The sequence below is a fragment of the Labrys sp. LIt4 genome, assembly GCF_017813775.1.
Lineage (GTDB): Bacteria > Pseudomonadota > Alphaproteobacteria > Rhizobiales > Labraceae > Labrys > Labrys okinawensis_A.
The window spans coordinates 115787-137452 of record NZ_JAGIPY010000005.1 but is presented as its reverse complement, the minus strand read 5'-3'; the positions used below and the strand labels follow the sequence as shown (position 1 = coordinate 137452).

Sequence of the window (21666 nt, the reverse complement as noted above, 5' to 3'; positions counted from 1 at the left end):
CAGGTTGTATAAAGCGGTTGACACGCCTTCAAATGCTGGCATCTTGTATACCAGAAAAATCAGAAACAGGGCGGAACCTCCATGGCAAGAATGCGGGCAATCGACGCCGCCGTCAGGGTGTTGGAACGCGAGGGAGTGACCTGCGCCTTCGGCGTGCCGGGCGCTGCGATCAATCCTCTCTATTCGGCCATGAAGGCGCGCGGTTCGATCAACCATTACCTCGCCCGCCACGTCGAGGGCGCCTCCCATATGGCCGAGGGCTATACCCGCGCCAAGGCCGGCAATATCGGCGTGTGCATCGGTACCTCCGGCCCGGCCGGCACCGACATGATCACCGGCCTCTATTCGGCCGCTGCCGATTCCATTCCGATCCTGTGCATCACCGGCCAGGCGCCGCGCGCACGGCTCTACAAGGAGGATTTCCAGGCCGTCGACATCGAGGCCATCGCCAAGCCCGTGACAAAATGGGCCGTCACCGTGCGCGAACCGGCCCTGGTGCCGCGCGTTTTCCAGCAGGCCTTCCATCTGATGCGCTCGGGCCGTCCCGGCCCGGTGCTGATCGACCTGCCCGTCGACGTACAGACAGCCGAGATCGAGTTCGACGACGAGATCTACGCTCCCCTGCCCGTCTACAAGCCGGCTGCGACGCGGCTCCAGGCCGAAAGGGCCATCGCGCTCCTGCAGGAAGCCGAGCGCCCGCTGATCGTAGCGGGCGGCGGCATCATCAATGCCGATGCGTCCGACAAGCTCGTCGCCTTCGCCGAACTGACCGGCGTGCCGGTGATTCCGACCCTGATGGGCTGGGGTGCGATTCCCGACGACCATCCTCTGATGGCCGGCATGGTCGGCCTGCAGACCAGCCATCGCTACGGCAATGCCACGCTGCTCGCCTCCGATTTCGTCTTCGGTATCGGCAATCGCTGGGCCAACCGCCACACCGGCTCGGTGGAGGTCTACACCAAGGGCCGCAAATTCGTGCATGTCGACATCGAGCCGACCCAGATCGGCCGGGTCTTCAACCCCGATCTCGGCATCGTCTCCGATGCCGGTGCTGCCCTCGACCTTTTCCTGGATGTCGCCCGCGAGTTGCAGGCACAGGGCCGCCTCAAGGACCGATCCGCATGGGCCGACGAATGCCGCGGGCGCAAGGGCAGCCTGCATCGGCGCAGCCATTTCGACAATGTGCCGCTCAAGCCCCAGCGCGTCTATGAGGAGATGAACACCGCCTTCGGCCGGGATGTCTGCTATGTCTCGACGATCGGCCTCTCGCAGATCGCCGGTGCGCAGTTCCTGCGTGTGCACCATCCCCGCCACTGGATCAATTGCGGCCAGGCCGGCCCGCTCGGTTGGACCATTCCCGCGGCCCTGGGCGTACGCGCCGCCGATCCTGACAGGGAGATCGTGGCGCTGTCCGGCGACTACGACTTCCAGTTCCTGATCGAGGAACTGGCGGTCGGCGCCCAGTTCAAGCTCCCCTATATCCATGTCGTGGTGAACAACGCCTATCTCGGCCTGATCCGTCAGGCCCAGCGCGGCTTCGACATGGATTTCCAGGTCCAGCTTTCCTTCGAGAACATCAACGCGCCCGATCTCGAAAGCTATGGCGTCGACCACGTCGCCGTCGCCGAAGGGCTCGGCTGCAAGGCGATCCGGGTCCGCAGTCCCAACGAGTTCGGGCAGGCCTTCGCGAAGGCCCGCGAATGGATGCGTGACTATCAGGTGCCCGTCGTCGTCGAGTTCATCCTCGAGCGTGTCACCAACATCGCCATGGGCCCTGAGATCGACGCGGTCACGGAGTTCGAGGACATTCTCGACCTGCCCATCCGGTCGGAAGCCGTCGCGGCCGAATAGCCGGCCATCGCTTCATCCACCCCGTAGATCCCTGTCGAGGAACGGTTCCTCGACCGGATGGTCTCGCCCTCAATTCGCCTGAACCGGGAACCCAGCCATGCCCAGATTTGCGGCCAATCTGACCATGCTGTTCAACGAAGTGCCGTTCATGGAGCGCTTCGCGGCAGCCGCCCGCAACGGCTTTGCGGGCGTGGAATATCTGTTCCCCTACCCCTTCCCGGCGGCCGAGCTGGCCGCGGCCCTGAAGGAGCACAGGCTCACCCAGGTCCTGCACAACCTGCCGGCCGGCGACTGGGCGGGCGGGGAGCGCGGCATCGCCGTGCTGCCCGACCGCAAGGCCGAGTTCCGCGAGGGTGTCGCTGAGGCCATCGCCTATGCCCAGGCGCTCGACTGCAAGCTGGTCAACTGCCTGGCCGGCATCGCGCCCGCCGCCGTCGATGCGGGGCAGGCAAGGGCCACCTTCGTCGAGAACATCGGCTATGCCGCCGGCGAACTGAAGAAGGCCGGCATCCGCCTGGTGATCGAGGCGATCAATACCCGCGACATTCCCGGCTTCTTCCTGACCAACACCCGCCAGGCGGCCGAGATCATCGCCGAGACGGGCTCGGACAATGTCGGGCTGCAATACGACATCTACCACATGCAGATCATGGAAGGGGATCTGGCCCGCACCATCGAGAAATACCTGCCGCAGATCTGGCACGTACAGCTGGCCGACAATCCCGGCCGCAACGAGCCGGGCACCGGCGAGATCGCCTATCCCTTCCTCTACCGCTGGCTCGACCAGCTCGGCTATGGCGGCTGGATCGGCTGCGAATACAAGCCCAAGGGCGAAACCGAAGCGGGCCTGGGCTGGCTGAAGGCGGCGGGTGCCGCTCGCTGAACCTATCAGGACGTTGCCCTTCTCCCCTTGCGGGAGAAGGTGCCCCGAAGGGGCGGATGAGGGGTGGAGACGCCTCTCTGAGAGAGTTCGCAAGACCCCTCATCCCCCTGCCGGGACCTTCTCCCGCAAGGGGAGAAGGGAGCAATTCAACCAAAGGATCTTCACCATGAATATCGGCTTTGTCGGACTGGGCATCATGGGTTCCCCGATGGCGGGGCACCTGATCGCGGCCGGCCATACTCTCTTCCTCAACACCCTCGGCCCGGTTCCCGCCGAACTCACCGCCGCCGGCGGCAAGGCCGAGGCGACCGCCGCCGAGGTCGCCCGCAAGGCCGACATCATCATCACCATGGTGCCCGATACGCCGGATGTGGAGACGGTGCTGTTCGGCAAGGACGGTGTCGCCGAGGGCCTCTCCGCCGGCAAGCTCGTCGTCGACATGAGCTCGATCTCCCCCGTGGAGACCAAGAAATTCGCCAGGCGCATCAATGAGCTCGGCTGCGATTATCTCGACGCGCCGGTCTCGGGCGGCGAGGTCGGCGCCAAGGCGGCCTCCCTCACCATCATGGTCGGTGGCCCGGAAGCCGCCTTCGAGCGCGCCAGGCCGCTGTTCGAGACAATGGGCAAGAACATCACGCTCGTCGGCGGCAATGGCGACGGCCAGACCACCAAGGTCGCCAACCAGATCATCGTCGCCCTCAATATCGAGGCGGTCGGCGAGGCCCTGCTGTTCGCCTCCAAGGCGGGGGCCGACCCGGCCAAGGTGCGCCAGGCCCTGATGGGCGGCTTCGCCGCCTCCCGCATCCTGGAAGTGCATGGCGATCGCATGGTCAAGCGCACCTTCGATCCAGGCTTCCGCATCGCCCTGCACCAGAAGGACCTCAACCTCGCCCTCACCACGGCCCGCCAGCTCGGCCTTTCCCTGCCCAACACCGCCACGGCCCAGGAACTGTTCAATGCCTGCGTGTCGCATGGTGGGGCGGCCTGGGATCACTCCGGCCTGGTCCGGGCGCTGGAGATCATGGCCAATTACGAGATCGGCGCGCCGGTCAAGGGCTGACGCCGGCAAACGGCTGGCGGCGCGACCATGTAGCTTCTCTTCCTGAAAGGTTCGCCATGTCGGAGCGGGCATTGTTGACATCGATGTTCGAGGCAGCGGTTGCTGCGGCGACGCCTTCCGCCTGCATGCCGGCCTTCCTGCCGCGTCCGCCGAAGGGGCGCACCATCGTCGTCGGCGCCGGCAAGGCCGCCGCCGCCATGGCCAGGGCCCTGGAAGACAATTGGGATGGGCCGCTGCAGGGCGTGGTGGTGACGCGCTACGGCCATGCCGTGCCCTGCCAGCGCATCGCGGTGATCGAGGCCGCCCATCCCGTGCCGGATCTCAACGGCGTCAAGGCGGCTGCGCGCATGCTCGCCTTGGTCGAAGGAGCTGGGGAGGACGATCTCGTCATCGCCCTGATCTCGGGCGGCGGCTCGGCCCTGCTCAGCCTGCCGGCGAACGGGCTGCTGCTCTCCGACAAGCAGGCGATCAACAAGGCGCTGCTCAAATCCGGCGCGCCGATCGACGAGATGAACTGCGTGCGCAAGCATCTGTCCGCCATCAAGGGCGGGCGCCTGGCCGCCGCCGCCTTTCCGGCCCGCGTCGTCAGCCTGGTGATTTCGGACGTTCCGGGAGACGATCTCGCCGCCATCGCCTCCGGCCCCACCGTGGCCGATCCCACCACCTTTGCCGACGCCCGGGCCATCCTTGCCCGCTACGGCATCGAGGGGCCCGCGCCGGTGATCGCCCATCTCAAGGCCGCCCAGGCGGAGACGCCCAAGCCCGGCGATCCCCGCCTGGCACGCTGTGAAACCCATATGATCGCCTCGCCCCAGCAGTCGCTGCTCGCGGCGGCGGCGGTCGCCCGCAAGGCCGGCATCACCCCGGTCATCCTGGGCGATTCCCTGGAGGGGGAGGCCCGCGACGTCGGCATCGTCATGGCCGGCATTGCCCGCCAGGTCGCCCAGCATGGCCAGCCGGCAACGGCGCCCTGCGTGCTGATCTCGGGGGGAGAGACGACGGTCACCGTCCGCGGCACGGGCCGGGGCGGGCGCAATGTCGAATATCTGCTCTCGCTCGCCGTCAAGCTCGGCGGGCAGCGCGGCATCCATGCCCTGGCGGGCGATACCGATGGCGTGGACGGCGCCGAGGAAGTGGCCGGTGCGGTGATCGACCCCACCTGTCTCGCACGCGCGCGCGCCGCCGGGCTTGATCCGATCGCCAGCCTCGATAACAACGATGCCCACACCCTGTTTCAGGCCATTGGCGACCAGATCGTCACCGGCCCGACCCTGACCAATGTCAATGATTTCAGGGCCGTCCTCGTGCTGCCCGAAGGAATGAAGCTGTGATGAGATTAGCCCTCGCGACATCGGCCACATCCGGCGGTGCCCGCGCCATGGCCCGGCTGGACGAACTGGCGGCATGCTCGGCCGAAGAAGGAGCGCTGACACGGCTCTATCTGACGCCCGAACATGCCGCTGCCATCGCCCTGGTCAAGGGCTGGATGGAAGAGGCCGGCATGTCGACGGAGCTCGATGCGGCGGCGACGCTGGTCGGACGCTATCCCGGCGCCACGCCGGATGCGCCCGTGCTCATTCTGGGCTCCCACATCGATACCGTGCGCAATGCCGGACGCTATGACGGCAATCTGGGCGTGATCGTCGCCATCGAGGCGGTGGCGGCATTGCACCAGGCCGGCGAGAGACTGCCCTTCGCCATCGAGGTCACCGCCTTCGGTGACGAGGAGGGCGTGCGCTTCCCGGTGACGCTGACGGGGTCGCGCTCGCTCGCCGGCACTTTCCAGCCCGGCAATCTGGACGCCACCGACAAGGCCGGCATCAGCCTGCGCGAGGCGCTCGTGCAATTCGGCTGCGACCCCGACGCCGTCTCCCGCCTCGGCCGCGATCCTGCCCGGACGCTGGGCTATGTCGAGGTCCACATCGAACAGGGACCGGTATTGGAGGCGGAAGACCTGCCTGTCGGCATCGTCACGGCCATCAATGGCGCCAGCCGCTTCAAGGTCGATCTCACCGGCAAGGCCGGCCATGCCGGCACGGTGCCGATGGGCCTGCGCCTCGACGCCGGCGCCGCTGCGGCCGAGATGATTCTGGCGACCGAACTGATCACCACCACCTCCGGCGATCTGGTCGCCACGGTCGGCGCCTGCGAATTCCGCCCCGGCGCCGTCAATGTCATCCCCGGCAGCGCGCATTTCTCGATCGACATCCGCAGCCCCGACGACGCGATCCGCAACGCCGCCGTCGCCGAGCTGATTGCCAGGTTCGAGACCATAGCGGCCCGCCGCGGCGTCACCTTCGCCATTCACAAGACCTATGACGAGCCGGCCGCCCGCTGCGATCCGCGCCTGATCGAGACCTTTGAAGCGGCCGTGGCCGCGGCCGGCCTCAAGCCCCTCAAACTCTCGAGCGGGGCCGGCCATGACGGCCTCGCCATGATCAGCCTGTGCCCGATCGCCATGCTGTTCCTGCGCTGCAAGGGCGGTGTCAGCCACAACCCGGCCGAAGCCGTCCTCACCGAGGATGTCGGCGCCGCCCTGGAGGTGCTGCTCGGCTTCCTCAAGCGCCTGCCTGCCTCTCTTCCCCCTCTTCCAGCCTGAACGAGACCATTATGAGCATCAAGGACACCATCCGCACCTATCTGGAGAGCGAGCGCGAGCGGCAGACCGAATTCCTCGCCGAACTCGTGCGCACGCCGTCCGACAATCCGGCCGGCGATTGCGCCGCCCATGCCGAGAAGGCCGCGCGCCTGCTCGAGGGCCTCGGCTTCACCGTCGAGCGCCACGTCGTGCCGGAGGCGCTGGTGCGCCAGCATGGCATGATCTCGGCCACCAATCTGATCGTGCGCAAGCGCTTCGGCGACGGCCCGGTCATCGCCCTCAACGCCCATGGCGACGTGGTGCCCCCCGGCGAGGGCTGGACTCGTGATCCCTATGGCGCCGAAATCGTCGACGGCTGGATGGTGGGCCGCGGCGTCGCCGTGTCGAAGTCCGATTTCGCCACCTATGCCTTCGCCCTCAAGGCGCTGGAAAAGCTCGGTGGCGAGCTCAAGGGCACCATCGAACTCCATCTCACCTATGACGAAGAGGCGGGCGGCGAGATCGGCCCGGGCTGGCTGCTGTCGGAAGGCCTGACCAAGCCGGACCTGGCGCTGGCGGCCGGCTTCTCCTATGCCGTCGTCAATGCCCATAATGGCTGCCTGCATCTCGAAGTCGAGGTGAACGGGCGTTCGGCCCATGCCGCCAAGCCCTGGACGGGCGTGGATGCGCTCGAAGCCGCCACCAACATTTTGGGCGCCCTCTATACCTGGCGCACCTCGTTGGCCCAGCGTGTCTCGGAGGTGCCCGGCATCGGCGCGCCGCAGCTCACCATCGGTCTGATCCATGGCGGCATCAACACCAATGTGGTGCCCGACCGGGTGACCTTCCGCCTCGACCGGCGCATGGTGCCGGAAGAGAAGGGCGAGGCTGTCGAGGCTGAACTGCGCAGGGTGATCGAAGGCGCTGCCCAGGCGACGCCCGCCGCCCGCGTCGAGGTCCGCCGCATCCTGCTGGCGGAGCCGCTGACGCCGCTGCCGGGCTCCGAAAAGCTCTCCGAAGCGCTGACCCGCGAGGCGAGCCGCGTGATGGGCGTCGATGTCGCCACCAATGGCGTGCCGCTCTACACCGATGCCCGCCATTACGCCGCCAAGGGCATTCCGATCGTGCTCTACGGCGCCGGCCCGCGCAGCATCGAGGAGGCGAACGCCCACCGGGCCGACGAGCGTCTCTACCTGCCCGACCTCTATAAGGCGACCGAAGTCGTGGCCGCTGCGCTGGCCGATCTCCTGGCCTGAGTCCAGCACAACCGGGGAGGGGGCATCGTGCCAGCACACCTGCCGTCACCCGTCCGGTCCAATTTGCCGAAGAGCCTTCCCCGCAAGGGGGAGGCTCTTTGGATTTATGGTGTTCTCCGTCCCGGTGCGCCGTTCTCGGCAGTGACGGCGCTGCGGCGCAACGGCGCCAGCGCGGGACGATGTCTCGCCGATAGGGGATGGAGCGTGTCTGCGCTTTCCTGCGAAGCGCCGGCGCTGGCGCATGCGGCAGTCTCCGATGAGACAGCCTGTTCCCGCCCTTGTCCGCTCTGCTTCGGCCAAGCCATCGCCGAGGAGAGCGGGCATGGCACCCGGGTATGGGGGATGGCGAAGCCTCTCACGCCGCCCGGCTCGCGCTATCTCGACCCCTCGCCCGTAAGTAATGCCCACCCGGCCCCGGGCATGGTGATCGAGATCTTTCCGCCTATGTTTTCACGGCGCCGTGCTTTGCCCATGGGCGGGAGGCGCATGTTTGGCGGCAAGGTGGAGGGACATTGGCGCCAAACGCAAAAAGGCCCCGCAAGCGGGGCCATTGCATGTGTCGGAGGAAACGGGGAGAGAACCGGTGCCGAGGCTGCTTCAGCGGCCGGCGAGCTGAACCGCCGGGTTGGCCTGCGCCGCCGCCTTCCCGCGCTCGAGTACCCAGTCGCGCAACACGCGGCGTTCGTCCTGGGTCATCTCGGTGACGTTGTTGGGCGGCATGGCATGCGTCATCACCGATTGCACGAACACTTCATGCTCGTTGCGGGCGATGTTGGTGGGCGAATCCAGGAGCACGCCCTTGGGCGGCATGTTGATGCCCTGATAGACCGGCGTCTCGGCGTGGCACATGGAGCAGCGGCTGGTGATGATGTCGTGCACCGCCGCCGGAACGGTGGCGGCGAGGGCGGTTTCGGTTGCCGCCGGCGCCTCGATGGCGCCGAGGTCGAAGGCCTCGCGGAAGGCCGGCGAGCGGAAGGCGCTGATCCAGATGGCGCCGAAGATCAGGATGGCCGCAAGCGCCCAGGTCCACCACTTGTCGCCGCGTCCGGCATGGCGTTCGTTGTAGAACACCCGGATCAGCGCGCCGGCGACCAGGATCAGGCCGACCACCAGGAAGGCGTAGGGGCTGGAATAGGTCAGCGGATAGTGGTTGGACAGCATCAGGAACAGCACGGGCAGCGTCAGATAGTTGTTGTGCGAGGAGCGCTGCTTGGCCGCCTTGCCGAGCGAGGGATCAGGCGTCTGTCCGGCCTTGAGGGAGGCAATCACCTTGTGCTGGTTGGGGATGATCACGAAGAACACATTGGCCGACATCATCGTCGCCATCAGCGCCCCGGTGTGGATGAAGGCGCCGCGGGCCGAGAACATCTGCTGGAAGAACCAGGCCATGAACACCACGAAGACCAGGCCGATGCCGGCGAGCAGCGTCTCGTTCTTGCCGACCGGGGATTTGCACAGGAAGTCATAGACCAGCCAGCCGGCGGCCAGGCCGCCAATGCCGACCACCAGGGCCATAGCCGGCGACAGCACGCGGACGGCGGGATCGATCAGGAGCAGGCTCGACTGGGCGTAGTAGACCCACAGCAACAGGCAAAAGCCGGTCAGCCAGGTCGAATAGGACTGCCATTTGTGCCAGGTCAGGTGCTCGGGCAGGAAGTCCGGCGCCACCAGATATTTCTGCACCTGGTAGAAGCCGCCGCCATGGACTTCCCAGGCTTCGCCGCCCTGCCCCGCGGGGATCTTCGGCGTGGGGCGCATGCTCGCGTCCAGGTGCATGAAGTAGAACGAGGAGCCGATCCAGGCGATCCCGGTGATGACATGTGCCCAACGCAACATCAGACTGCCCCATTCGTACAGGGTCATCAGCATTGGTTATTTCCTCCCATTTCCGACCTAGTCCGCAAAGCCGTCCTTTACTACCGGCTTACGGGCTGCATGATTGTTCCCTACAGGCATGGCAACAAATGCCGCCCTGTGGAGCTGACAGGCAAGAATCTCGCCAGTTTGATGACCTTCGACCTTCATTCAGATCGTCGAATGGGTTCGAAGGTGGATAGTCGATCCTGGCTGCGAGCAGAACGAGGTGAAGCATGATCAAGCAGAAGCGAGGTTCTGACCGGCGCTCCGGATGCATCGGTCAGGCGACGACAATTGCTCCTTGTTACCTTCGTCTCGCCCCATCGGGGCTGGCCGAAACCACAGCCGACGCTCTGCTTTACGGAACCGCCTGCCATGCTTGAAAACTTCCGTTCCTTCGCCCGCGCCGTCGAAGCCGGCAGCTTTTCCGAAGCCGGCCGCCGCATGCGCGTCTCCGCCAATGTGATCAGCCAGCGCATCCAGGCGCTGGAAAACCACCTCGGCTGCCGGCTGTTCAACCGCACGACCCGCAATATGGGCCTGACCGAACAGGGGCGGATCTTCTATGACCATGTCATCGACGCCCTGCACACCATCGAGATGGCCGAGGCCAATATCGGCGAGCTCGGGGCCATGCCGCTCGGTTCGATCCGGGTCGCCGCGCCGCTGGGCCTGGGACGGCGCCTCGTGGGCCCGACCGCGGCGGCCTATCGCGACGCCCATCCCCAGATCGACGTGCAACTGCGTCTGTCCGAGCGCCGCCTCGACATCATCGCCGAATCCTGCGACCTCGCACTGCAATTCGTTACCTATGCCGACAGTTCGATGATCATGCGCAAGATCGCCGATGCCGAGCGTGTCCTGTGTGCCTCCCCCGCCTATGTCGAGCGTGCCGGCATGCCGATGACGCCGGCCGACCTGGCACGCCACCAGTGCCTGCTCCTGCGCTTTCCCGGATCGCGCGAGTTCCGCTGGTCCCTCAGCCAGGATGGCGAGGAGATCAGCGTTCCGATCAAGGGCTCGCTCGATGCCGACGACGGCGACGTGCTCACCGCCTGGGCCCTCGATGGGCGCGGCATCGTGCTCAAGCCGGTCTACGAAATTGCCGATGCGCTTGCCCAAGGTCGTCTTGTTCCCGTTCTGACCGCCAATCCGCCGCCGCCCGCCACGCTGGCCGTGCTCTATCCGACGCGAAATCTCGTACCGCTCAAGGTGAAGGCCTTTGCCGACCTGTTGGTCGAACGCGGCCGACGCTATCTTGCGACCGAACTCGCCCGGCTGGGTCCCCTGCCGTCCGGCCAATCGCCCTTGCAGGAGAATGAAGCCTGACAGCTTCCATAAGCCTCAGGACGGCATGCAGCAGAAGAGCATTCTTTATCGAAACATCTTCACAAAATATTTGGAAATGGCGGCCGGCAAATTCGCTATGGTCAGTGCGGTTCGCCAAAGCGCAGCTAAGAACAGGGATCGGGTGAGGACGATATGGGAAGGCTCTCCACGCATGTGCTCGACGTCTCCAGGGGCAAGCCCGCGCAGGGCGTGACCATCGAACTCCAGCGCCTGGATGCGTCGGGCGGGCGCCTCACCGTGACGACCACGACGACGAACCAGGACGGACGCACCGACCAGCCCCTGATGGTGGGCGATAGCTTCGTGCCCGGCGTCTACGAGCTCGTCTTTCATGTCGGCGCCTATTTCCGTGGTCTCGGCGCCATCGGGGCCGGCGAATTCCTCGATGTCGTGCCGCTGCGGGTGACGCTGGCCGACAAGGACGGTCACTATCACGTGCCGCTGGTCTGCTCGCCCTTCAGCTATTCGACCTATCGGGGCTCGTAAGCGATGGCCGGGACGACGCACGGACGCTATGATCGCGACCTCATCGGCTATGGCGGCAAGCCGCCCCAGGCGGCCTGGCCCGGCAAGGCGCGGGTCTGCCTGCAATTCGTGGTGAATTACGAGGAAGGCGGCGAGAACTGCATCCTGCATGGCGATGCGGCCTCGGAAGCCTTCCTGTCCGAGATCGTCGGCGCCCAGCCCTGGCCGGGCCAGCGCCACATGAACATGGAATCCATCTACGAATATGGCTCGCGCGTCGGCTTCTGGCGCCTGCACCGGATGTTCACCGAGCGCCAGATCCCGGTCACCGTCTTCGGCATCGCCACCGCCATGCAGCGCAATCCCGGCGCCGTCGCCGCCATGATCGAGGCCGGCTGGGAAATCGCCAGCCACGGCCTGAAATGGATCGATTATCGCGACTACACCAAGGAGGGCGAACGCGAGCATATCGAGGAAGCCATCCGCATCCACACCGAGGTCACCGGTTCCAGGCCGCTCGGCTTCTATCAGGGCCGCACCTCGGCGCAGACGCTGCAATTGACCATGGAGGAGGGCGGTTTTCTCTATTCGGCCGATTCCTATGCCGACGAGCTGCCCTATTGGGTCGAAGGGCCGCGCGGCCCGCAATTGATCGTGCCCTATACGCTGGATGCCAACGACATGCGCTTTGCCACGCCGCAGGGCTTCAACAGCGGTGACCAGTTCTTCGCCTATCTCAAGGACAGTTTCGACACGCTCTATGCCGAGGGCGGCGAGCAGCCGGCGATGATGTCGATCGGTCTGCATTGCCGCCTGGTCGGGCGGCCCGGCCGCGCCGCCGCGCTCGCCCGCTTCCTCGACTACGCCCGCGGCCATGCCGATGTCTGGTTCGCCACCCGCCTCGACGTCGCCCGCAACTGGATCCGCCAGCATCCGCCGGAAGGAGGCTATGTGCCGACGCGTCTCAATCGCGCCTTGTTCGTCGAGCGTTTCGGCGGCGTGTTCGAGCATTCCCCCTGGGTGGCGGAAGGCGCCTATGACAAGGGGCTGACGCCGGCCGAGGACACGGCCGAAGGCTTGCACGCGGCCATGATGAAGGTGCTGCTGTCCGCATCCGACGAGGCCAAGCTCGCCTTGATCATGGCGCACCCCGACCTTGCCGGAAAACTGGCACAGGCCAAGATGCTGACCGCCGAATCGACCTCGGAGCAGGCCTCCGCCGGCCTCGATCGCCTCACCCCCGCCGAACTCCAGCAATTCACCGAGCTCAACGACGCCTATAAGGCCCGGTTCGGCTTCCTGTTCATCATGGCGATCAAGGGGCGAAGCAAGGCCGAGATCATCGCTGCCTTCGAGCGACGCCTGCAGCATGACCGGACCCAGGAATTCGCCGAGGCCGTCAAGCAGATCGGCGAGATCGCCCGCCTGCGCCTGAAGGACATGCTGCCGGGCTGAGGGGGGCAGGTGTGCCGATCTCCAGATCGGCATGCTTGAAACGATGCGATCGCCGGCAGAGAAGATGCCGATCTGGAGATCGGCACACCGCTCCCGCGCCTCGCTTGCCGAAGTCGACCCCTGGAGCGAAGTGCGATTTCCCTGAAGCGCACTTTCCCTCCAATTCTCAAGCCTCCAGGAAACGGCCGATATTGTTGAGAGGGCCGACCCCGTCGCAGATGATCTTGAGGATGGCGAGCATCGGGACCGCCAGGATGGCTCCCGGTGCGCCCCACAGCCAGAACCAGAAGATCAAGGCAAGAATGATCAGCACCGGGTTGAGGGTGAAGCGTCGGGCCAGCAGCATGGGCGTGACGAGTTCGCCCTCGATCAGATGAATCACCAGATAAAGGCCGGCCGGCAGGAAGGCCGCCAGGAGCGTGTCGAACTGCAGCAGACCGGCAAAGGCGAACAGGGCCACCCCGAAGAAGGGACCCATGATCGGCACGAAATTGAGGGCGAAGGCAACCACCCCCCATAGAACCGGATCGCCCAACCCGGTGGCCCAGATGGTCAGGCCGGTGGCCAGCCCCACCAGCGCATTCATCACGGTGATCGTCGCCAGATAGATCGAGATGTTCTCCTCGATCTGCTGCGACAGCGTGACGACCTGCCGCTTGTCGCTGAAGCGCGGCAGGATTTCGACCATCCTGCGCAGGAACGTGTCGCCGGACACCAGCAGAAAATACAGGATCAGGATCGTTTCGAAGAAGCCGCTGGCGAAATGCTGCGTGCCGCGGAAAGCCGCGCCGAGAATATCGACATTGGCGCCGGCGGCGGCGCCGATCTGCTGCATGAAGTTCTGAAAGGTCTGGATCGGCCTGTTGAGGAAGGACAGGCGCTCCTGCAGCCGCGGCAGGGCGTCCGGCAGGCGGCTGGCCCATTCGGCGGCGGGACCCGCGACGGCCGCTCCCAGCCCCACGAACAGGCCGAAGAACACGAAGATCATCAGGAGGGCGGCGATGCTGCGCGGCACGCGCAAGCGTTCGAGCTGGCGCATGGCGGGCTGGAACAGCAATTTCAGCACGAAAGCGAGCACCAGCGGCAGGATGATGTCGGCGGCGACATAGGCGATCGTCAGGCTCGCGAGAACGAGCAGGCAAGCCTGGATCGCTGTCTGGGGCGAGACGCGGCTGACGGCCTCTTCGAGCTCGGGTGAGGCATCGGGTTGCGAGGCGGGCTTGTTGGTGGAAAGCGTGTTGTTCTGGTCTTGCATGCATGCCCCTGCTGTGGTGGGCGAATTCGTTGCCTTCCTATAGGGAAAGCCAAGCCGGCGCGCCATCTTTCGCCCAACACGATGGGAAGCCTGAGAGTTCCTGCCGGCATGAAACGACATGCGAACGGGGCGGGTTCAGGGGAACCATCGCCGATATGGCGTGTTGAATGCCGCGGTGCTCGTCGATGAAAGGATGATGTGCGTGGTTCCACCATCATGCGGCTTCGGCGGTGCCGGTTGGGCGGGTCTCCAAGCGGTGCCGGGCTGCGGCGCTTTCCCGGATCCTGCCCGTTTCATGTGAAACCGGAGCTGCATGTCGCCGTGTGATGTTGGGCAATTTCGTGGATCGCTGCTATAAATGAACTCCGTCACTGGGCATCTAAATTTTAAATATTTCGAAATGGATTTCGAATCAATTCTTCTAGATTCTTATGTATTTGAGCAATTTAGGATCCGTATAAAAGAAATTATATTTAGAGAAAACGATCGAGAATGACAGGAATCCAGGTGGTGCGGTTGCCTTTCGTTCCGGGGCGGGGTTCAAATGCTTGCATCTGCCCATGTTGCAGTGCAATATGTCGCGGTGATGCGCTGCCCATCCCGCCGCTCGATGCACCGGTGGTTCGCAGGACAGCCGAACGGGAGACGACGGCATGACCCAGCTCTTCGGCACCAGGATCCGCGAGGGACATCCCCATCCGCGCGGCGCGATCTGGGATGGAGCAGGCACCAATTTCGCACTGTTTTCGGCGCATGCCACCAAGGTCGAGGTCTGTCTGTTCGATTCGAGCGGCGAGCAGGAGCTCGAGCGCATCGAATTGCCGGAATTCACCGACGAGATCTGGCATGGCTATCTGCCCGATGTCAGCCCCGGCATGCTCTATGGCTATCGCGTGCACGGTCCCTATGAGCCCGAGGCCGGCCATCGCTTCAATCCCAACAAGCTCCTGCTCGATCCCTATGCCCGCGCCCATGTCGGCAAGCTGAGCTGGGACCCTGCCCTGTTCGGCTATACGCTCGGCGAGGGCGATCTCAGCTTCGATACGCGCGACAGCGCCCCCTTCATGCCCCGCTGCATGGTGGTGGATGCGCGTTTCGACTGGCCGGGCAATCGCTCGCTGGTGCCCTGGGACCAGACCATCATCTACGAAACCCATGTGAAGGGCTTCACCAAGCGCCATCCCGAGATCGCGCCGGCGCTGCAGGGCACCTATGCCGGTCTAGCCTCGATCCAGGCGCTCGAGCACATCCGTTCGCTCGGCGTCACCACGGTCGAGCTCCTGCCGGTGCATACCTTCGTCGACGATGATCACCTGCTCCAGCGCGGGCTGAGGAACTATTGGGGCTATAATTCCATCGGCTTCTTCGCGCCCGATCCGCGCTATGCCGCCGATCCCTCGGGCGTGCTGGCCGAGTTCAAGCAGATGGTGGCGCGTTTCCACGATGCCGGCCTCGAGGTCATCCTCGACGTCGTCTACAACCACACGGCCGAAGGCAATGAACTCGGCCCGACCCTGTCGTTCAAAGGCATCGACAACGCCTCTTACTACCGGCTGATGCCCGATCAGCCGCGCTACTACATCAACGACACCGGCACCGGAAATACGCTCAATGTCAGCCATCCGCGCGTGATCCAGATGGTGACGGACAGCCTGCGCTACTGGGTCAACGAGATGCATGTCGACGGTTTCCGTTTCGACCTCGGCACCGTGCTGGCCCGCGAAGTCGACGGCTTCAATCCCGAGAGCGGCTTCCTCAAGGCCGTCAGCCAGGACCCCGTGCTGGAGAACGTCAAGCTGATTGCCGAACCATGGGATGTCGGCCCCGGCGGCTACCAGGTCGGCGGCTTCGCGCCGGGCTGGGCCGAGTGGAACGATGTCTATCGCGACACCGTACGCGATTTCTGGCGAGGCGAGGCCCGGCCGGCGGCCCTGGCCCCGCGCCTGTGCGGCTCGCCCGACAAGTTCGGCCATCGCGGCCGCAAGCCCTGGGCTTCCGTCAACTTCGTCACCGCCCATGACGGCTTCACCCTGCGCGACCTGGTCTCCTACAATGACCGTCATAACGAAGCCAATGGCGAGGACAATCGCGACGGCAGTTCCAATAACCGTTCCTGGAATTGCGGCGCCGAGGGGCCGAGCGAGGACGCGGCCGTCAACGACCTGCGCGATCGCCAGATGCGCAATTTCCTGGCCCTGCTGCTGCTGTCGCAGGGGACGCCGATGATCCTGGCCGGCGACGAGTTCGGCCGCAGCCAGCAGGGCAACAACAATGCCTATTGCCAGGACAACGAGATCAGCTGGCTCGATTGGCAGGCGGCCGAAGAGGGCAAGGCGCTTACCGATTTCGTTCGCAGGCTGACCGCGCTCAGGCGTAAATATCCCATCCTGCGGCGGTCGCGCTTTCTGATCGGCGAGCGCATCAACGAGGCGATCGACGTGCGCGAGGCGACCTGGATCCATCGCAGCGGCGAGGAGATGACGCGGTCGCGCTGGGACGATACCGGCGAACCTTCCTGCTTCGGTCTGCTGCTGGACGGCCGGGCCCAGGCCAGCGGCATCCGCAAGCGCGGATCGGACGCCACGCTGCTCGTCCTGCTCAACGCCCATCACGAGACGATGAGCTTCACCATGCCTCCCTGCTATGACGGCTCGGCATGGAAGCGCCTGATCGCCACCGACGATCCGGATCTGCCCGAAGCCGACATCGCCGTCGGTGAAGCCTATGCGCTTGCCGGCCGCTCGCTGGTGCTGTTCGAGCGCGTCGATTGAGCGCGCTCCTGTTTTCCCGGCGGATCTCTATAGTGGCTCGGGCGCCCGAGGCGCCCATTTCAGCAGCTAGTGATTCTCAGTTCCGGAAGCGGTTTCCGGCAGCAATTTCGATTTGAGCCCGAGATCCGAAGCATGGCCGATCCCGACAAGAGGACCATTCTCGTCGTCGAAGACGAAGCAGTCATCCAGTTGCTCGTCGTCGATATCCTGAACGATCTCGGCTTCGCCACGCTGGAGGCCAAGGATGCCGATTCGGCCATTCCCCTGCTGGAGGGCCCACAAAGCATCGATCTGTTGATTACGGATATCGGGCTGCCGGGTATGAACGGCTGGGACCTTGCCCGGCGGGCACGCAAGGCGAGGCCTGCGCTGAAGGTGCTCTTCCTCACCGGCTATGAAGCCGCCGAGCGCCAGGAACTCGAAATGGACCAAGGTCAGGACGTCATCGTCAAGCCCTTCGAGACCGGCGAATTCGAGGCCAAGGTCCGCTCGATGCTACCTGCAAGCTGAGCCGGAACAAAGACCGGCGTTGGGCGTTCGTTCCCCAGAGCAAAGCGTGTTCGGGTTGAACGCCCGTCTGCTCCAACCCGTTGTTTCGAAACGCCTTTGCGATGCACCTCCACCGCTGGGCAGCCTGACGGAGCCTGAGGGGACAAGAATCGTGAAACAGCAAGCCTTCGCCGAACCGGCCATATACAATGCGCCGGAACACCATACCGGCTCGCGCAAGCCGGCCCATGACAGTCGTGAGACTGCATCAGGACACGATGACATCGATAGTTCCCCTCCGGTGACCGTGGTGCTGGTCGACGACGACAATGACGTCAGGCTGATCACGGCCGACCTGCTCGAGGATGCCGGCTTCAGGGTCCTGCAGGCGGGGCGTGCCGAAGCGGCCCTCGACATCCTGGCCTCGAACGGCGATGCCCGGGTATTGATCACCGATGTCCGCATGCCCGGCCCGATGAGCGGCTATGATCTTGCCTTGAAGGCCAGGGAGCGCTGGCCGAGCCTGGAAATCATGTTCGTTTCGGGCTTTGGCTTGCCGGAGCGGCGCCGGCTTTATTTCGATTGCCTGCTGGTCAGCAAGCCTTTCAATCCCGACGAATTCGTCAGCCAGGTGCGTGGCTTGGCCGAGCGCGCGAGCTGACCGGCCTGCTACAGCCGTTGCGCTTTCCGGCAATGGCCGCGGTTTTCAGGTGGAACGCAGGCTGGCGCGCTTGTCGAAAAACAGGGCTTGGCTGATTGTGGCCTTCACGATTTCGGGCCGGAAGGGCTTGGTGATCAGGAAAGTCGGTTCCGGCTGCTGCCCGGTCAACAGCCTTTCGGGATAGGCGGTGATGAAGATCACCGGCAACTCCACGCTCGCCAGGATCTCGTTCACCGCTTTCAGGCCGGAGCTGCCGTCGGCGAGCTGGATATCGGCGAGAATCAGGCCAGGCGAGTGCTCCGCCACCTGGGCGAGTGCCTGGGCATGGGTGCGGGCGATGCCGACGACCCTGTGTCCCAGCTCTTCCACGATCGATTGCAGATCGAGCGCGATGATCGGCTCATCCTCGATGATCAGGATCTCGGTTGCGATCTGGCGGGCTACCTCCTCGGTTGCCTCGGTCACCAGGATGATGACTTCCTTTTCGTCGACACGCATGACGGTGGCGGCTTCTTCCGAGGAAAAGCCCTCCATCGTGGTCAGCAGAAAGGCCTGGCGCGAGCGCGGAGCCAGGCGTTCCAGGCGCTGTTCCGGCGAAATGCCCTCGACCTGCTTGGCCGGTTCCATGTTCAGGGCGAGGGAAGACCACAATCTCAGGAACACCTGATAGAGCGCGATGCGCGGCGGCAGGTCGCGCGGAAAGGAGCCGGGATCGGCAACCAGGGCCTCCAGCGTCTCCACCACATAGGCGTCCCCGCTGGCCTGGCTGCCGCTCAGGGCCCGGGAAAAACGCCTCAGATAAGGCAGTTGCGGCGCTATCTCGGCTGCGATCGACATTGAACATGCTCCCAATCGGTCGCTCATGCGACTCGGAAGAGCACCACAGACGAATAGTTCCTGACAATGAATTTATTTCGTCGACAGGATGGAACGTATTCGGCATGGGATGCGTTTCGCCGGTTGGCATTGCATGATCTTTACCGACGTTGGGTTTCCAGCCAGCCCAAGCAGCATTCGCGGAAAGGCCCATGGTGGACCTTATCCAGGAACTCTGCAAATGGTCGGTATCTTGCAGGTCCCTCGCGAACGTGCCCATTGCGACGCGCGGGGAAACTGCTTGGAAGCGATGGCAGTGCCAGGCCGTTTTACGGGAGTAGTAATGTCGAGGAACAAGAAGCCAGACGAGGATCTGCCCGATCAGAGCTCTCCCGGCGGCGGCAAGCTCGATCCGCAGATTCGAGACTATGTCGCTCGCTCCCTGCAGGCTCATTATGAATCAATCATCCGGGCACCCGTGCCCGACAGGTTTTTGACGCTCCTGGCCGAGCTCGAAGAGCAGGAGAAGAAGGCCGGGGAGGGCAAGGACGATGAGCGGCGATAGCTTCAAGGACGGGCTCGTCGCACATATCCCCAGTCTGCGTGCCTTCGCCGCCTCCCTGTCGGGGTCGATTACCCTGGCGGACGATCTGGTGCAGGATACGCTGTTGAAGGCCTGGGCCAATGCCGACAAATTCGAGCCAGGCACCAATATGCGGGCTTGGCTGTTCACCATCCTGCGCAACATCTACTACTCTCTCTACCGCAAACGTTCGCGTGAGGTGCAGGACAGCGACGGGGTCTATGCCGAGCGTCTGGCCGTCCATGCCGACCAGGAAGGGCATCTGGCGGTGGCCGATTTCGCGGCGGCGCTCGCCAAGCTTCCCGAGGAGCAGCGCGAGGCCCTGATCATGGTGGGTGCCTCGGGCATTTCCTATGAGGAGGCCGCCGAGATCTGCGGCGTGGCGCTCGGCACCATCAAGAGCCGCGTCAACCGGGCGAGATCGCGGCTGGCCGAGATGCTCTCGACCAGCGACGTGGATGAAACCGGGCCGGATGCCAAGATGCTGGCGGCGCTGCGGGTCGGCGGACGCGAGCCACCCTTGTGACGGCGCGCTTTCGCCATGTCTTCAATAAGATCTTGGCCTTCGATACCGTCCAGGCCAAGCTGCTGACCTTCTTTCTGATGGTTGCCATACCGGTCGGCGCCATCACCAGCATTATCGCGGTGGTGACCTATCGCGACGATGTCAAGACGATCGAGACCTCCCAGGCGCAGACGGTCGGCAATTTCGTCGTCCGCATGAACATCTGGTATGTCGGCGTGCTGCGCGGCCTGATGATCTCGGCTGCCGAGGTCACGGCGGGGGCCTCCTGCGACGCGGTCGGCAAGGCCAATGTCGGGCAGCTCGACGGCTATCAGGCATTGTTGATCCAGGGGGATGGCGGCCCGGCCTGCCTGTTTTCCGGCGTGTCCGGTCTCGACCAGGCCGCACTCGCTGCAGAACTGGAGGCGCAGGCCGGCAAGTCGGTCATTCAGCCCCGGGCCGTGTTGTCACCGGTAACCAGCCGCTACGATTCGGTGGTGCTCGCTGGCGAGCGCCGGCTCGTGGTCTATGCCCGGCGCGAGGGCAAGCCGGATGCGCCGGGCTGGCGGGCGCTGCTGGTGGTCGCCCCGCAGGCTCTCGATCGCGTCTTCAATCTCGGCGAGGGCGATCGCGATTTCGTTGCCGCCCTGATCACCCTGCATGAGGACATCGTATTCGCGCGGGGTCGGCCGGCCGTCGACAATAGCTGGCTGCCGGGCAAGGGAACCATTCCCGGCACCCGGCAGCGCTGGGTGGCCGTCAGTGGCGCCGGCCAGACGCGGATCTACTACGCCATGCCGGCGGCCCCCGATCTTTATATCATCGCAAGCTTCCGCGACATCCATCTGCGGGCAGCACGCTCGCAATTCCTTTTCCTGCTGCTGGCGCCCCTCGCCGCGCTGCTGTTGCTGCTGGTCGTCTTTGCCCGGGTGATGAAGCGGCATCTGGTGCAATGGCTCAAGGGCATCGAGGCTGCGTCCCGCGCCCGTCGTCACTCCGGCTGGGGACGGGTGCCGCTCAGCGCCCAGATGCCGTCGGACATCCGCAATGTCGTGGTGGCTTTCAACGATATGGTCGAGGAGCAGGAAGCACGCGAGCACCGCCTGCAGACGGCGCTCGCAGCCAATCATGCCCTTACCCGCGAACTTCATCACCGCGTGAAGAACAATCTCCAGGTGGTGCAGAGCTATATCGGCCTCTCCAAGAACGCCTATGCCGGCGACGCACGCATGGCCTTGAGCGAGGCCGAGTGCCGGGTTCACGTGCTGTCGGCGGCCTATCGCGGCGCCCTGTCGGAGGGCGAGATGCATCCGGTGGCGGTCGAGCCTTTCCTGCGCGACGTCACGCTGGTGATCGGCAGGCTGCTCTGCCGCCCGGGGCAGGCCATGATTTTACGCGGCCGGACCGACATGGCGCTGCCCGTGGATCGCGCCATCCCCCTCGGCCTGCTCGTGGTCGACCATGCCTCTGCCATCCTGCACGCCGGTTTGGCGCTCGCCCTCACGCTCGAGATCGCGGATCTCGATGGCGGGCGGTTCGGTTTCGGCTTTTCCGCCGATAGGCCGGTCGAAGCGCCGCGGCCCTCGCGCATCCTGCTGGGCCTGGTGCAGCAGCTTGACGCGGCCGAGACGAAGGACCTCGCCGCGGGCAACCTGGGTGCCTGGGAGCTCGTCGTCGCCGGCGAGGGGGAGAAACAGGTGCAGGACCGGGGCGGTGATCCGAATGTCGGGGTGTCCGCCGGAGGCTGACACGGCGCAGTCCCGCTCCCTCGTCCATCGACGCTGCCGCAGCGGAATAACCCTTGCCAACGGTCATATAGTGCCTATGTTTT

The 21666-nt window shown here is 64.9% G+C and carries 18 protein-coding genes; 15 read left to right on the top strand and 3 right to left on the bottom strand.

The window, feature by feature from the left end:
* The first annotated feature begins 81 nt into the window (after positions 1-81).
* From gcl to J8I29_RS11350, 6 genes are all read left to right on the top strand, one after another.
* A complete protein-coding gene (gcl, locus tag J8I29_RS11375) occupies positions 82-1851 on the top strand; it encodes a glyoxylate carboligase (RefSeq protein ID WP_105862549.1) in 1770 nt (589 codons plus the stop codon).
* Between the two features lie 97 nt (positions 1852-1948).
* A complete protein-coding gene (gene hyi, locus J8I29_RS11370) occupies positions 1949-2734 on the top strand; it encodes a hydroxypyruvate isomerase (RefSeq protein WP_209431720.1) in 786 nt (261 codons plus the stop codon).
* 166 nt (positions 2735-2900) lie between these two features.
* Positions 2901-3794: a 2-hydroxy-3-oxopropionate reductase gene (glxR, locus tag J8I29_RS11365; RefSeq protein WP_209431719.1), complete on the top strand. Its 894-nt coding sequence runs from the start codon at positions 2901-2903 to the stop codon at positions 3792-3794.
* A 56-nt stretch (positions 3795-3850) separates the two neighbouring features.
* On the top strand, positions 3851-5125 hold the full coding sequence (locus J8I29_RS11360) for a glycerate kinase (protein WP_209431718.1): 1275 nt from the start codon (positions 3851-3853) through the stop codon (positions 5123-5125).
* The gene (locus J8I29_RS11355; protein WP_209431717.1) at positions 5125-6393 is read left to right on the top strand and encodes an allantoate amidohydrolase; all 1269 of its coding nucleotides are present in this window, start codon (positions 5125-5127) and stop codon (positions 6391-6393) included. The genes J8I29_RS11360 and J8I29_RS11355 overlap by 1 nt, the downstream gene beginning before the upstream one ends.
* Before the next feature lie 11 nt (positions 6394-6404).
* Positions 6405-7628, top strand: a complete 1224-nt coding sequence (locus tag J8I29_RS11350) for a M20/M25/M40 family metallo-hydrolase (RefSeq protein ID WP_105860804.1) — start codon at positions 6405-6407, stop codon at positions 7626-7628.
* Between the two features lie 597 nt (positions 7629-8225).
* On the opposite strand, the gene J8I29_RS11345 is transcribed toward J8I29_RS11350, so the two are convergent.
* Positions 8226-9497 carry a urate hydroxylase PuuD gene (locus J8I29_RS11345; RefSeq protein WP_105860803.1) on the bottom strand — a complete coding sequence of 424 codons (1272 nt, stop codon included), beginning with the start codon at positions 9495-9497 and terminating at the stop codon, positions 8226-8228.
* Positions 9498-9860: 363 nt separating this feature from the next.
* On the opposite strand from J8I29_RS11345, the gene J8I29_RS11340 reads away from it, so the two are divergent.
* From J8I29_RS11340 to puuE, 3 genes are all read left to right on the top strand, one after another.
* Entirely contained in the window at positions 9861-10814 is a 954-nt protein-coding gene (locus J8I29_RS11340; protein WP_209431716.1) for a LysR family transcriptional regulator, read from the top strand.
* Positions 10815-10967: 153 nt separating this feature from the next.
* Positions 10968-11321: a hydroxyisourate hydrolase gene (gene uraH, locus J8I29_RS11335; RefSeq protein ID WP_105860800.1), complete on the top strand. Its 354-nt coding sequence runs from the start codon at positions 10968-10970 to the stop codon at positions 11319-11321.
* 3 nt (positions 11322-11324) lie between these two features.
* The gene (gene puuE, locus J8I29_RS11330) at positions 11325-12755 is read left to right on the top strand and encodes an allantoinase PuuE (RefSeq protein WP_209431715.1); all 1431 of its coding nucleotides are present in this window, start codon (positions 11325-11327) and stop codon (positions 12753-12755) included.
* Between the two features lie 166 nt (positions 12756-12921).
* On the opposite strand, the gene J8I29_RS11325 is transcribed toward puuE, so the two are convergent.
* Positions 12922-14010, bottom strand: a complete 1089-nt coding sequence (locus tag J8I29_RS11325) for an AI-2E family transporter (protein WP_209431714.1) — start codon at positions 14008-14010, stop codon at positions 12922-12924.
* Positions 14011-14663: 653 nt separating this feature from the next.
* Here J8I29_RS11325 and glgX point away from each other — a divergent pair.
* The 3 genes from glgX to J8I29_RS30400 all read left to right on the top strand — a co-directional run bounded on the left by glgX (position 14664) and on the right by J8I29_RS30400 (position 17931).
* Complete coding sequence (glgX, locus tag J8I29_RS11320) at positions 14664-16781, top strand: glycogen debranching protein GlgX (RefSeq protein ID WP_105860797.1); 2118 nt, start codon at positions 14664-14666, stop codon at positions 16779-16781.
* A gap of 132 nt (positions 16782-16913) precedes the next feature.
* Positions 16914-17291 carry a response regulator gene (locus tag J8I29_RS11315; RefSeq protein ID WP_209431713.1) on the top strand — a complete coding sequence of 126 codons (378 nt, stop codon included), beginning with the start codon at positions 16914-16916 and terminating at the stop codon, positions 17289-17291.
* 151 nt (positions 17292-17442) lie between these two features.
* Positions 17443-17931 (top strand): response regulator, encoded by a 489-nt coding sequence (locus J8I29_RS30400; protein ID WP_181161023.1) that lies wholly within the window; start codon positions 17443-17445, stop codon positions 17929-17931.
* A 45-nt stretch (positions 17932-17976) separates the two neighbouring features.
* On the opposite strand, the gene J8I29_RS11305 is transcribed toward J8I29_RS30400, so the two are convergent.
* Positions 17977-18768, bottom strand: a complete 792-nt coding sequence (locus J8I29_RS11305; protein ID WP_105860794.1) for a response regulator — start codon at positions 18766-18768, stop codon at positions 17977-17979.
* A gap of 322 nt (positions 18769-19090) precedes the next feature.
* Between J8I29_RS11305 and J8I29_RS11300 the strand changes: the two genes are divergently transcribed.
* From J8I29_RS11300 to J8I29_RS11290, 3 genes are read left to right on the top strand one after another with little or no spacing between them, the layout of a single operon-like run.
* Positions 19091-19312: a NepR family anti-sigma factor gene (locus J8I29_RS11300; RefSeq protein ID WP_105860793.1), complete on the top strand. Its 222-nt coding sequence runs from the start codon at positions 19091-19093 to the stop codon at positions 19310-19312.
* Entirely contained in the window at positions 19299-19856 is a 558-nt protein-coding gene (locus J8I29_RS11295) for a sigma-70 family RNA polymerase sigma factor (RefSeq protein ID WP_105860792.1), read from the top strand. Before J8I29_RS11300 ends, J8I29_RS11295 begins: the two co-directional genes overlap by 14 nt.
* 32 nt (positions 19857-19888) lie before the next feature.
* Positions 19889-21583, top strand: coding sequence for a sensor histidine kinase (locus J8I29_RS11290; RefSeq protein ID WP_209431712.1), 1695 nt, complete (start codon positions 19889-19891; stop codon positions 21581-21583).
* Positions 21584-21666: the final 83 nt, after the last annotated feature.